We start from the raw sequence: 10,881 nt of genomic DNA, 5'->3' as shown, positions 1-10,881 counted from the left end.
CCTTTTATCCTCACTCCCTGGTGCCGCTGTTACTGCCATCCAAATTGATGGCGTATTACACGAATTTTCGACAGTTGAGGGTGTAGTAGAAGATGTTACAACGATCATCTTAAACTTGAAAAAGTTAGCTCTCAAAATCTACTCTGAAGAAGAGAAGACACTCGAAATCGATGTACAGGGCGAAGGTGTTGTCACAGCTGCTGATATTACTCACGATAGTGATGTTGAAATCTTAAATCCAGATTTATACATTGCGACGTTAGCAAAGGATGCGCATTTCCGCGTGCGTTTAACTGCAAAGCGTGGCCGTGGGTATACGCCAGCTGATGCAAATAAGAGCGAGGATCAACCAATAGGTGTAATTCCTATTGATTCTATTTATACTCCAGTATCACGTGTGACTTACCAAGTGGAAAAGACACGTGTTGGACAAGTGGCAAATTATGATAAGCTTACGCTTGATGTATGGACGGATGGAAGCATCGGGCCAAAAGAAGCTATCTCTTTAGGTGCCAAAATCTTAACAGAGCATTTAAACATCTTTGTTGGTTTAACTGACGAAGCACAAAATGCTGAGATTATGGTCGAAAAGGAAGAAGATCAAAAAGAAAAAGTTCTAGAAATGACAATTGAAGAACTTGATCTTTCTGTTCGTTCTTATAATTGCCTAAAACGTGCAGGTATTAACACTGTACAAGAGCTTGCGAATAAAACTGAAGAAGATATGATGAAAGTTCGTAACTTAGGACGTAAATCTTTAGAAGAAGTTAAGCATAAGCTGGAAGAATTAGGTTTAGGCTTACGTAAAGACGACTGAGGATTTAAATTCATCAACGAAGGAGGGAACTACGAATGGCATACAGAAAATTAGGCCGTACAAGTGCGCAACGTAAAGCTATGTTACGTGACTTAGCTACTGATTTAATTATCAATGAGCGCATCCAAACGACAGAAACTCGTGCAAAAGAACTTCGTTCTGTAGTGGAAAAAATGATCACTTTAGGTAAACGCGGAGATCTTCATGCTCGTCGTCAAGCAGCTGCTTACATTCGTAATGAAGTTGCTAATGCTGAGACTGGTCAAGATGCATTACAAAAATTATTCGCTGATGTAGCTCCACGCTATGCTGAGCGTCAAGGCGGATACACTCGTATTGCAAAAATTGGTCCACGTCGCGGTGACGCTGCACCAATGGTAATTATCGAGTTAGTATAATGTCAAGCAAAAGGGCAGGACAGTACTTTTTAAGTAACTGGTCATGGCCCTTTTTTTTTAAGTATAGAAGAAAACGTTTATTGGGCTGAATAATGGAAGAGGGTGTCCACAAGTGAAAAAAGAGAAGCTTCGTGCTGAGAACATATCATTTCAATATCCTCAAGCTGCTTCTTACGCCCTGCGTGACGTTTCACTCTCCTTATATGAAGGAGAGTGGGTATCTATTATTGGACAGAATGGGTCAGGGAAATCAACGCTTGCAAAGTTATTAAATGGCTTGTTTTTACCATCAGGAGGAACAATTACTGTAAATGGAACACTTGTTTTATCAGAAGAAACTGTATGGGATATTCGTAAGCAGATTGGAATGGTTTTTCAAAATCCAGATAATCAATTTGTCGGAACAACTGTACAGGATGATGTTGTCTTTGGGCTTGAGAATGCCGGAATGCCAAGAGAACTAATGGTAGAACGTATGAAACACGCTTTGGAGCTCGTTCGAATGGAAGAATTCCAAAATGAAGAACCTCACTATTTATCGGGTGGACAAAAGCAGCGCGTTGCAATTGCAGGCGTATTAGCACTTCAGCCGTCTATTTTAGTATTAGATGAGGCAACATCTATGCTTGATCCCCAAGGCCGTAAAGAAGTGGTAGAAACGGTAAGAGACCTTGTTCGTACGAAGGGAATTACAGTTCTTTCGATTACTCACGACTTAGAAGAAGCAGCGCAGTCAGATCGTATTATTATTTTAAATCGCGGAGAATTACTAGAAGAGGGAACACCTGAACAAATTTTTCAATCACCGGAAATGCTGCAAGAAATCGGTTTAGACGTACCATTTTCAGTGAAAATGGCAGAATTATTGAAAAGCAATAAAATTCCTTTACAATCAATGCATCTTACAATGGAAAGTTTGGTGAGCGAACTTTGGAGATTACATTCCAAAAAGTAGAGCATCGTTATCAATATAAAACCCCATTTGAAAAACGAGCCCTTTACGATATAGATATTTCGCTTCCTAGTGGTGGTTATTATGCGATTATCGGTCATACGGGATCGGGTAAGTCAACGATGATTCAACATTTAAATGGCTTATTACAACCAACGACTGGTACTGTTCAAATTGGGGAATATAGAATTTCTTCTCAAAAGAAAGCGAAGAAGTTAAAGCCTCTTCGAAAAAAAGTAGGGGTTGTTTTTCAATTTCCAGAGCATCAATTATTTGAAGAAACGGTAGAAAAGGATATTTGCTTTGGGCCTTTAAACTTTGGTGTATCTGAAGCAGCGGCAAAACAAAAGGCAAAAGATTCTATTCGGTTAGTTGGGCTACCAGAGGAGCTATTAGAACGATCTCCGTTTGAATTAAGCGGTGGACAAATGAGACGCGTTGCTATAGCAGGTGTACTCGCGATGGAGCCTGAGGTATTAGTGTTAGATGAACCAACAGCAGGACTTGATCCTAAGGGACAAAATGAACTTATGGAGATGTTTTATCATCTTCACAAGCAAAAAAATCTTACGGTGATTCTTGTGACACATAATATGGAGGATGCTGCAAAATATGCAGACAACATTGTTGTGATGCATAAAGGAACGGTCTTTTTGCAAGGAACATCAGAGGAAGTCTTTACGCATGCAGATGAGCTTGAACAAATTGGTGTATCTCTTCCGATGTCGCTAAAGTATAAGCGAGAAATTGAAGAGAAATTAGGCATTTCTATACCGAAAGCCACCTTGTCTTTAGAAGATTTAGCAGATGAAGTCATACAACTGTTTAGAAAAGGTGGGGATTCATCATGCAGCAGTTAATTATTGGAAGGTACATTCCGGGAGAATCTGCTATTCATAGATTGGATCCTCGTACAAAACTGTTAATGGTCTTTTTATATGTATTTGTTGTATTTTTAGCAAATAATGCAATTTCATACGGCTTGCTATTTTTGTATGCACTCATTGCTTTGTTTTTTGCAAAAGTGCCGATTCGCTATATTCTTTCTGGGCTAAAACCTATTTTATGGATTTTTTTATTCACGTTCTTTCTGCACATTTTTACAACAAAAGAAGGTGCTGTACTCGTTCAATTTGGATGGTTTTCTATATATGAGAAAGGTTTGGAGCAGGGAATTTATATTTCTATTCGTTTTTTGGTCATTATTTTAATGACGACCCTATTAACATTAACGACAACACCAATTGAAATTACAGATGGCATGGAGACACTGCTGCATCCTTTAAAACGTATAAAAGTTCCTGTTCACGAAATCGCACTTATGATGTCTATTTCTTTGCGCTTTATTCCAACTTTGATGGATGAAACAAGTAAAATTATGAAAGCACAAGCTTCTCGTGGTATAGACTTTGCAGGCGGTCCAATGAAAGACAGGGTGAAGGCGATTATCTCGTTACTTGTACCGCTATTTATTAGTGCATTTAAACGTGCAGAAGATTTGGCAATTGCTATGGAAGCACGAGGTTATCAAAGCAGCGGATATCGTACGAAATTCCGGCAGCTAGAATGGAAATGGATCGATACATTAACGCTTTTAAGTCTATTTGGTTTAGCGTGTATTTTAATTTTGGTTCGATCGTAATGGAGAGTATGAATATGGAAAGAATAAAATGCACAGTTTCGTATGATGGAATTAACTTTTGTGGATATCAGATTCAACCGAATCAACGTACTGTTCAACAAGAAATAGAGAAAGCTTTGCAAAAGGTGCATAAAGGGGAAGCTGTTCGTGTACAAGCGTCAGGAAGAACAGATTCCAACGTTCATGCCAAAGGCCAGGTTATTCATTTTGATACACCCCTATCATTAACAGGAGAGCAATGGATGGCGGCTTTAAATACAATGCTGCCAGATGATATTGCTGTGCAGCAGGCTGAGAAAAAAACGTTAGACTTTCACGCAAGGTACGGCGTTGTAAAAAAAGAATATCGTTATCGTGTATTATTATCTAAAAAAGCTGATGTATTCCGTAGAAATTATGTATATCAGTATCCGTATGAATTAGATATAGAATCTATTCGAAACGCACTTCTTTATTTTATTGGAACGCATGATTTTACTTCATTTTGTTCGGCAAAAACTGATAAAAAAGATAAAGTACGAACAATTTATGAAATAGATTTAATAGAGCAAGTCGATGAGCTAATCTTTCGCTTTGTTGGAAATGGTTTTTTATATAACATGGTTCGAATTATTGTCGGTACGCTGCTTAGCGTTGGTCAAGGAAAAATTGCTCCTGAAAGCATTCCAGACATTTTAAAAAAACAAGACCGCCGTTTTGCTGGGAAGATGGTACCGGGGCAAGGCCTTTATTTATGGGAGGTAAACTATAACAACTAATCCTGGTGTAACATTCGCTTGACATTAGAAACTCAAAAGTATATCATAACATATGGTATTGTTTCTAAAACCACGATTAGCCCCGGAAGGAAATCGTGTTTAAGATAAACAATAGATTTTTTCTATGGAAAAGATAACGAGTAGGAGGGAAACAAATGCGTACGACTTTTATGGCAAAAGCTAACGAAGTTGAGCGTAAATGGTATGTGATTGACGCTGAAGGTCAAACTTTAGGTCGTCTTTCTAGTGAAGTAGCATCCATTTTACGTGGTAAAAACAAACCAACATTTACACCACACGTTGACACGGGTGATCATGTAATTATTATTAACGCTGAGAAAATTCACTTAACAGGTAATAAATTAAACGATAAAATTTACTACCGTCACACTAACCACCCAGGTGGACTTAAACAAAGAACAGCTCTAGAAATGCGTACAAACTACCCTGTACAAATGTTAGAGCTTGCTATTAAAGGCATGCTTCCAAAAGGACGTTTAGGACGTCAAATGTCTAAAAAATTAAATGTGTATGCTGGATCTGAGCATCCACATCAAGCACAAAAACCAGAAGTTTACGAACTTCGCGGATAATTAATTAAAGGAGGGCTTACTTTGGCACAGGTACAATACAATGGTACTGGACGTCGTAAGAGTTCAGTAGCACGCGTACGCCTAGTTCCAGGCGAAGGACGCGTTATCATTAACGGTCGTGATTTTGAAAACTATATCCCATTTGCTGCATTACGTGAAGTAGTGAAACAACCTCTAGTTGCAACAGAAACTTTAGGTAACTACGATGTACTTGTAAATGTACATGGCGGTGGATACACTGGTCAAGCTGGTGCTATCCGTCACGGTATTTCTCGCGCTTTACTAAAAGCTGATCCAGAATACCGTTTAACATTAAAACGTGCAGGTCTATTAACTCGTGATGCACGTATGAAAGAGCGTAAAAAATACGGTCTTAAAGGTGCTCGTCGTGCACCTCAGTTCTCAAAACGTTAATTTTTGCGAACTTCAAACCTCAGCCTTTTGGCTGGGGTTTTTTTATGTTCTTCAATAGTTTTTGTTAGCATCTCCTTCTTTGGAATATTTTAGTGCTACCTTCTTGTGTATGCTTCCTACTGAGAAGTTTAGACTAATACGTACATAGGGAGGTTTTAAGTACTATGAATGTTATTGTGAGTCTGAAAGAAAAACAAAGAGAAAAGCAATTGAAGTATGAACGTAAAATATTGCGTGAATTATCATTACAAACACTTAGAGAAAATATTCGTAATTGCTTTTGTATGGATACATTTCATCGTCATTATGAAGATTATTGTATAGAACTCGGCATTGAGTCTTATTTATTAGGAGCTAGGTATAGTAAGTTTGGATATTATGGAGAATCGCTTTTAGATGTAAAGAACAGATCATCTCATGAAGAAACTCAATTAACAGAAATGCTGTTTCATTTTTTGACAAGTGTGCCTTTGCGTACTTTGGAAGAAAATGAAGATGAGCAGCTATATCAATCGTGTCAGTACTTTATTAGCGCTTGGTGGCAACAAGGATATGAGAAGGGTGAGAAAAGATATCGCATGAAGCTGCATTAAGTAAATCATAAACTTTCCTCTTGTCCCATATAAGTAAGTAGAGGGACTAGCTAGAGGAGGAAAGGTATGAAAAGAATTCGGATTATTTCTTTTATGTTAGCAGCGGTGGTACTCTTTTTTTTAGTAAAGCAGGAATTTCAAATCACAAAATCATGGAGAGCATGGAATTTGCCTTTGTCTGGAAAAATTATTGTATTAGATGCTGGTCATGGCGGCCCAGATGGAGGAGCGGTTGGCGGAGAAGATATTGTTGAAAAAGATATTACACTAGAAATTACTAAAAAGGTACGAGACTATTTGCAGGAACAAGGAGCACTTGTTATTTTAACGCGTAATGGAGATTATGATTTGGCTGACAAAAGCACGAAGGGATATAGTCGCCGTAAAGCAGAGGATTTAAAAAAACGTGTAGAAATTATTAATAAGCCTGATGTTGACTTTTTTGTTAGTGTGCATTTGAATGCCCTTCCAAGTGGTAGCTCAAAAGGAGCACAAACATTTTATTATCGTTCTTTAGTAGAAAACGAACGAGCGGCAAAATTTATTCAAGCTGAATTACGAACAAGTCTTGAGAATACGAACCGTTCGGCGAAAACAATTTCTCATGTTTATTTATTAAAGTATGCGAAAACACCTGGTGCATTAGTTGAAGCTGGTTTTTTATCAAATGTAAACGAAAGATATTTACTGAACTCAGAGAAATATCAGCAAAAAGTTTCCGCTGCTATATATCGCGGAGTCTTGCGCTACTTTACTGAAAAAGGAAACCCTCCCGATTAAGGGAGGGTTTCTTTGTAACGGAGTTTTCCGAAAATATGCTATACTTACAATGAAAACGCATTTATTTCGTTTTAACGGCAATTACATGCTCGTAAGAACTTAATTTCAATTATCTTCATAACAGGGGGCGGGACAGATTATGGTAACGAAAGAACAAGTAATGGGAGCACTTGAAGGGATTGTAGATCCGTTTCTAAATAAAACATTAAAAGAAACAAATGCTATTAAAGAAGTTACAGTAAAACCAGAAAAAGAACATGTTAGCATTAAAGTTGCAATTGTGAAAACAGGAACAGCGGAGCAAATGCAGCTGCAAGGAACACTCGTAAAATTAGTGAAAGAATTAGGAGCAGCGACAGTAGGATTGCGCTTTACAGAATTTACCGAAGAGGAACGATTACAATTTGCTCCGCAAGAAGAGCAGAGTGAATCTTTATTATCACCGCATGCTAAAACAACTTTCTTAGCAGTAGCGAGTGGAAAAGGCGGTGTTGGAAAATCAACGGTTTCTGTAAACTTGGCAATTTCTCTTGCCCGTTTAGGGAAAAAGGTTGGGATTGTTGATGCTGATATATACGGATTTAGTGTGCCGGATATGATGGGGATTGAAAAACGTCCTATTGTACGCGGTGATAAAATCATTCCAGTAGAACGTTTTGGTGTGAAAGTTATTTCTATGGGATTTTTCGTAGAAGATAATGCGCCTGTTATTTGGAGAGGTCCTATGCTTGGTAAAATGTTAAATCATTTCTTCACAGAAGTAGAGTGGGGGGATTTAGATTACTTAGTGTTAGACTTACCTCCTGGTACAGGTGATGTAGCATTAGATGTGCATTCAATGCTTCCGGCATGTAAAGAAGTTATTGTAACAACACCGCATCCAACAGCAGCTTTTGTAGCAGCTAGAGCTGGCGCAATGGCACTTCGTACAGAGCATGAGATTATTGGTGTTGTGGAAAATATGTCTTATTTCGAAAGTAAAGTAACTGGTGAAAAAGAATATGTATTCGGAAAAGGCGGAGGGGAAAAATTAGCAACAGAACTGCAGACAGTAGTACTCGGTCAAATTCCGCTTCAGCAACCAGATTGGAATACAGAAGAATTTGCTCCATCTGTATACGATGAAAATCATAAAATTGGAGTAATCTATAAACAAATTGCTCAGCAAGTAATTGAGAGAGCTGCAATTAAACAAAAATAACCCTCAGTACGAGGGTTATTTTTGTTCTTTTTTGCCTTCTTCTGATCCGCCTTCTTTTTTCTGTTCACCACCACTTTTCTGCGCTTTTTCAACACCTTTACTAATAATATCAATCATTTTTGCCTGAAATAATGGACTTTCGGCAGTTTCGGTTAAGACTTGCTGTAAATATTGACGGTACTCTTTACTTTTCATTGTTTGCATCATGATTTTTCCTACTTCTGGATTTTTCATGATTTCTATAACACCAGCTTGATAATCAGGATCTTTTAATAAAGTTTTCATTAAATTTGTTTGTTCTTTCTCGATGCTTTTTGCAAATTTAGTGGCAAACTCAGGGTCTTTAAATACTTTTTCCCAAAATTGTTGCCCTTTCTCTGATATCATAGTATCTTCAATCGTTTTTTTTACTACAGATTCGTCTAAAATAAGAGCTTGTTTCATTTTTTCATCGGTTAGTACATCTTGAATTGCTTTTTTTCCTTGATCCGTTTTTAAAATATCAATAATCATTTTTTTCGTTTGATCATAATCTAATTGGGATTTCGCTTCTTTTTCCTGTGCGCATGCAACGATTCCGATAAAAAGGATGAAAGAGACCGAAATGAGTAGAATCCGTTTCATCAGCTAGGGCTCCTTTCACGTGTTTCTCTTTTTTAATATAAATCTCTTAGGAGAATTTATGCATATTGATGGCTAGCTTTTTAAAATTGACATTGTTACAATTTAATTAGAAATATATATAATGGGGGATATGTCTGTGAATAGCCGAAATTGGGTACGACTCTTTTTGACGACTTTATTTCTTGGGGGAAGCAGTACAATCTTTATCGGTTTTATTTTAGAGTGGGACAAGTACAATGAATTTTTTCAAAATTTAGACGGAAAGGAAATCCTAATTGTTTCTTTTTGGTTGCTTGGAGTCGGTTTTATTTTTAGTGTAATCAGTCAGATGGGGTTCTTTGCATATCTAACAATTCATCGATTTGGGCTAGGGATGTTTCGTTCTCCCACCCTTTGGAATGTAATACAAATGTTCTTAATTGTGTTTGTATTATTTGACTTTGTATATTTACGCTCCGTATTAATTGCAAATGGGAACGCATCACTGGGTACGAATATTTTTGTTGCCGCAGCTCTTTTTTTGTTTGGAATAATCGTTGCTTACATAAAAAGCAAAGAGACAAACAAGAAGGCGTTTGTTCCAGCGTTATTCTTTATGATTGTTGTAACTATTATTGAATGGGTTCCAGCATTACGTATTAATGATACGAATTGGTTATATTTAATGGTTGTTCCATTGCTCATTTGCAATGCATATCAGGTTTTGATATTGCATCGTTTAATAGGACAAAAAAGCTGATTCCTATATTGGAATCAGCTTTTCTTTAGTGGATAAGGATGAGTTTAATCTATGTCTTTACTTTTAGCTTTTGTATTTGAGATGAGCTGGGAAACAGAGATGTTTTCAAATCCATCTGTTTTTAATTTTTGAATCAGCATTGGCAATGCTTTATTTGTTTGTAGTGCTGAATCAGAAGCGTGAAGTAGAATAATATCTCCTTCGTGCAAGTTTTCTGAAACGGTTGTAACAATTTTATTGACTCCAGGGTTTTTCCAATCATTTGAGTTATTGCTCCAATGTACAACCGTATACCCAAGAGATTCAGCAATTTTTAATACCGTTTTATTAAAGTTACCATTAGGAGGGCGTAGGAGTTGAACTTGTTTCACTTGAAGTTTTGTAAATATGTCCTGTGCCTTTAGGAGATCCCTTCGGATTTCGCTAGCCTCTAAAGATGTATAGTCTTTGTAATTGTATCCCATACTTCCAATTTCGTGCCCGTCTTTTATAATGCGCTCTACAATATCAGGGTGACGTTCTGCCCACGCAGCAGAAAGGAAGAAGGTGGTGTTTTTAATCTTTTTTTCTTTTAATGTATCTAGTATAGGTAATGCTTTCTCATCTCCCCAACTAATATCGAATGTTAAAGAAACCTGTTTTTTTGTCGTGTCTCCTTTATAAATTGCTTTTGGACCAGTAGCTGTTGAAAAAGCTGATTGATAGGAATATGTTTTTAAAAAAAGTAGCCATGCCGTAAAAAGGGAAAGCACAATAATAAGACTAATTTGTTTAAACTTATGTTTACTCGTTATAAAGAAGAAAAACATCGCTTCTCCGCCCCTTTGTCCAATCCTTTTCAGTTACTTATATGCAGAAAAAGAAGAAAAGAGAACTAAACGATTAACATCGTAAGAAAAGGATATAATGAACGGTATGTAGATAAGAAACAGCTGAGGTGACAGAATGATTGGATTACTGATTACGGAGCAGGAACAAAAGGAACTAGAATATGTATTGAAAAGAGAACTAGACGAGTTATTATTTGACTTTGCAGATAAACGAATTCATCATGTTGTAAAAAAGACGATGGAAGAGCGATATAAATTGTTGTTTACTTTATTTACAAAAATTGCTCCACCTGAAGATTGTACAAGGTATATGAGAAAAAGAATTTTTTATTAAAAAGTATTGACGGTATGGTTCTATATATGATAAATTGATATTCGTCGCTGATGAACGAATTCATCAAGCGCGAAAAAAGAAATAAAAAACATTGTTGACATTGAAAAACAAAGATGTTAACATAAGGAAGTCGCAATTGAGCGGCGGATAAGTTCTTTGAAAACTGAACGAAACAAACAACGTGAAACGTCAATTTTTATTTATGA

At 36.9% G+C, this 10,881-nt stretch carries 15 protein-coding genes; 13 read left to right on the top strand and 2 right to left on the bottom strand.

All coding sequences use genetic code 11. The features are described 5' to 3' along the window. From ACIGHG_RS22375 to ACIGHG_RS22325, 11 genes are all read left to right on the top strand, one after another. On the top strand, window positions 1–817 hold an 817-nt coding region (locus ACIGHG_RS22375), incomplete at its 5' end, for a DNA-directed RNA polymerase subunit alpha (protein WP_396550613.1). A gap of 35 nt (window positions 818–852) precedes the next feature. Continuing rightward, window positions 853–1,215, top strand: coding sequence for a 50S ribosomal protein L17 (gene rplQ / locus ACIGHG_RS22370; protein ID WP_020063215.1), 363 nt, complete (start codon window positions 853–855; stop codon window positions 1,213–1,215). Between the two features lie 112 nt (window positions 1,216–1,327). Then, a complete protein-coding gene (locus ACIGHG_RS22365; protein ID WP_336474431.1) occupies window positions 1,328–2,170 on the top strand; it encodes an energy-coupling factor ABC transporter ATP-binding protein in 843 nt (280 codons plus the stop codon). Further along, the gene (locus tag ACIGHG_RS22360; RefSeq protein ID WP_336474432.1) at window positions 2,146–3,027 is read left to right on the top strand and encodes an energy-coupling factor ABC transporter ATP-binding protein; all 882 of its coding nucleotides are present in this window, start codon (window positions 2,146–2,148) and stop codon (window positions 3,025–3,027) included. Before ACIGHG_RS22365 ends, ACIGHG_RS22360 begins: the two co-directional genes overlap by 25 nt. After that, window positions 3,015–3,809, top strand: a complete 795-nt coding sequence (locus tag ACIGHG_RS22355; protein ID WP_336474433.1) for an energy-coupling factor transporter transmembrane component T family protein — start codon at window positions 3,015–3,017, stop codon at window positions 3,807–3,809. Before ACIGHG_RS22360 ends, ACIGHG_RS22355 begins: the two co-directional genes overlap by 13 nt. Before the next feature lie 14 nt (window positions 3,810–3,823). Continuing rightward, the gene (gene truA, locus ACIGHG_RS22350) at window positions 3,824–4,567 is read left to right on the top strand and encodes a tRNA pseudouridine(38-40) synthase TruA (protein WP_396550609.1); all 744 of its coding nucleotides are present in this window, start codon (window positions 3,824–3,826) and stop codon (window positions 4,565–4,567) included. Between the two features lie 155 nt (window positions 4,568–4,722). Further along, window positions 4,723–5,160, top strand: a complete 438-nt coding sequence (gene rplM / locus ACIGHG_RS22345; RefSeq protein WP_035434682.1) for a 50S ribosomal protein L13 — start codon at window positions 4,723–4,725, stop codon at window positions 5,158–5,160. A gap of 21 nt (window positions 5,161–5,181) precedes the next feature. Continuing rightward, window positions 5,182–5,574, top strand: a complete 393-nt coding sequence (gene rpsI / locus ACIGHG_RS22340; RefSeq protein WP_020063209.1) for a 30S ribosomal protein S9 — start codon at window positions 5,182–5,184, stop codon at window positions 5,572–5,574. Window positions 5,575–5,738: 164 nt separating this feature from the next. Beyond that, window positions 5,739–6,167, top strand: a complete 429-nt coding sequence (locus tag ACIGHG_RS22335) for a DUF2521 family protein (protein WP_336474435.1) — start codon at window positions 5,739–5,741, stop codon at window positions 6,165–6,167. Between the two features lie 66 nt (window positions 6,168–6,233). Further along, window positions 6,234–6,947, top strand: coding sequence for an N-acetylmuramoyl-L-alanine amidase CwlD (gene cwlD / locus ACIGHG_RS22330; RefSeq protein ID WP_336474436.1), 714 nt, complete (start codon window positions 6,234–6,236; stop codon window positions 6,945–6,947). Window positions 6,948–7,086: 139 nt separating this feature from the next. After that, the gene (locus tag ACIGHG_RS22325) at window positions 7,087–8,148 is read left to right on the top strand and encodes an Mrp/NBP35 family ATP-binding protein (RefSeq protein ID WP_090920411.1); all 1,062 of its coding nucleotides are present in this window, start codon (window positions 7,087–7,089) and stop codon (window positions 8,146–8,148) included. Window positions 8,149–8,163: 15 nt separating this feature from the next. Here ACIGHG_RS22325 and gerD read toward each other — a convergent pair whose 3' ends face one another. Next, window positions 8,164–8,772 (bottom strand): spore germination lipoprotein GerD, encoded by a 609-nt coding sequence (gene gerD / locus ACIGHG_RS22320; RefSeq protein ID WP_020063205.1) that lies wholly within the window; start codon window positions 8,770–8,772, stop codon window positions 8,164–8,166. A gap of 136 nt (window positions 8,773–8,908) precedes the next feature. Here gerD and ACIGHG_RS22315 point away from each other — a divergent pair, with 136 nt between their 5' ends. Then, window positions 8,909–9,511: a KinB-signaling pathway activation protein gene (locus tag ACIGHG_RS22315; protein WP_396550605.1), complete on the top strand. Its 603-nt coding sequence runs from the start codon at window positions 8,909–8,911 to the stop codon at window positions 9,509–9,511. 44 nt (window positions 9,512–9,555) lie between these two features. Here the strand turns inward: ACIGHG_RS22315 and pdaB are convergent, their stop codons facing one another. Continuing rightward, window positions 9,556–10,320 carry a polysaccharide deacetylase family sporulation protein PdaB gene (pdaB, locus tag ACIGHG_RS22310; protein WP_090920405.1) on the bottom strand — a complete coding sequence of 255 codons (765 nt, stop codon included), beginning with the start codon at window positions 10,318–10,320 and terminating at the stop codon, window positions 9,556–9,558. A 136-nt stretch (window positions 10,321–10,456) separates the two neighbouring features. Between pdaB and ACIGHG_RS22305 the strand changes: the two genes are divergently transcribed. Continuing rightward, on the top strand, window positions 10,457–10,675 hold the full coding sequence (locus tag ACIGHG_RS22305; RefSeq protein ID WP_090920402.1) for a hypothetical protein: 219 nt from the start codon (window positions 10,457–10,459) through the stop codon (window positions 10,673–10,675). The last annotated feature ends 206 nt before the right edge of the window (window positions 10,676–10,881 follow it).

This window comes from Bacillus sp. NPDC077411, assembly GCF_044543425.1.
Taxonomy (GTDB): Bacteria; Bacillota; Bacilli; order Bacillales; family Bacillaceae_G; genus Bacillus_A; species Bacillus_A bruguierae.
This window is presented reverse-complemented; position numbering and strand designations above follow the sequence as displayed.

Coding starts and splice junctions, on each gene's coding strand:
- ACIGHG_RS22355 (WP_336474433.1), top strand. CDS start 3,015: ATGCAGCAGTTAATTATTGGAAGGTACATTCCGGGAGAATCTGCTATT.
- gerD (WP_020063205.1), bottom strand. CDS start 8,772: ATGAAACGGATTCTACTCATTTCGGTCTCTTTCATCCTTTTTATCGGA.
- ACIGHG_RS22335 (WP_336474435.1), top strand. CDS start 5,739: ATGAATGTTATTGTGAGTCTGAAAGAAAAACAAAGAGAAAAGCAATTG.
- ACIGHG_RS22305 (WP_090920402.1), top strand. CDS start 10,457: ATGATTGGATTACTGATTACGGAGCAGGAACAAAAGGAACTAGAATAT.
- rplQ (WP_020063215.1), top strand. CDS start 853: ATGGCATACAGAAAATTAGGCCGTACAAGTGCGCAACGTAAAGCTATG.
- cwlD (WP_336474436.1), top strand. CDS start 6,234: ATGAAAAGAATTCGGATTATTTCTTTTATGTTAGCAGCGGTGGTACTC.
- pdaB (WP_090920405.1), bottom strand. CDS start 10,320: ATGTTTTTCTTCTTTATAACGAGTAAACATAAGTTTAAACAAATTAGT.
- ACIGHG_RS22325 (WP_090920411.1), top strand. CDS start 7,087: ATGGTAACGAAAGAACAAGTAATGGGAGCACTTGAAGGGATTGTAGAT.
- rplM (WP_035434682.1), top strand. CDS start 4,723: ATGCGTACGACTTTTATGGCAAAAGCTAACGAAGTTGAGCGTAAATGG.
- truA (WP_396550609.1), top strand. CDS start 3,824: ATGGAAAGAATAAAATGCACAGTTTCGTATGATGGAATTAACTTTTGT.